At 63.2% G+C, this 741-nt stretch carries 1 protein-coding gene; it reads left to right on the top strand.

The genetic code is table 11. The features are described from left to right. Window positions 1–102: 102 nt before the first annotated feature. Window positions 103–663 carry a phage baseplate assembly protein V gene (locus IPF36_RS34305; protein WP_195432393.1) on the top strand — a complete coding sequence of 187 codons (561 nt, stop codon included), beginning with the start codon at window positions 103–105 and terminating at the stop codon, window positions 661–663. The last annotated feature ends 78 nt before the right edge of the window (window positions 664–741 follow it).

Genomic DNA, 741 nt, shown 5'->3' with positions numbered 1-741 from the left:
CGCCCCGGTGCTGGGATCGGCTGACGATGACGGCAACGTGCCACCACTCAACGAAGTTACCGGCGATCCCGAGATTACGGTCGTAGGGCCGAGCGAGGTTCCATGAGCGTTCACAAAGCCTTGCGGTCGATTTTCGAACGACTGCAGGAGCATGAACGCCGCCTTGCCGGATCCAATTGGACCGGCAAGGTTAAAGAGGTCGATCCTGCCAAGAAGTTGGTCCGGATCGTGCTGGGCAAGGACGATGACGGCCATGAGGTGCTGTCGCCCTGGATGCCTTATGCGCAGACGGCCGGAGCCCTCAAGGTTCACAATCCGCCCTCAGTTGGACAGGTGATGACGATCTCGTCCGAGGCCGGCGACCTGGAGCAGGGCCGTGCGCATCCGTTCCATTGGTCAGACGACAATCCGTCGCCGTCGGATTCGGGTGACGAGCACGTGATGACCTTCGGGTCTGTCACGGTAACGCTCACAGCCGGCGGCTTGAAGCTCGAGGTTGGCGGGACCGTGCTTGAGGTCGGCGCGGGCAAGATCGGCATGCTCGCCGACCTTATCGACACGCGGGGCGGTGCCCTGCAGCACAACGACAAGAACGTCGGCAGCACCCACGTCCATGGTGGCGTGATCAAGGGCGGCCAGCACACCGAGGAGCCGGCAGGATGAAGCAGGAATACATCGTCACCGAGCTCGCGGGGAACCACGTGGCAGGCAACAGAAACCCGGGCGCGGGGGCAACCGTCA

Origin of the sequence: Cupriavidus sp. IK-TO18 (assembly GCF_015549295.1) — a bacterium.
GTDB lineage: Bacteria > Pseudomonadota > Gammaproteobacteria > Burkholderiales > Burkholderiaceae > Cupriavidus > Cupriavidus oxalaticus_A.
This window is presented reverse-complemented; position numbering and strand designations above follow the sequence as displayed.

Coding starts and splice junctions, on each gene's coding strand:
- IPF36_RS34305 (WP_195432393.1), top strand. CDS start 103: ATGAGCGTTCACAAAGCCTTGCGGTCGATTTTCGAACGACTGCAGGAG.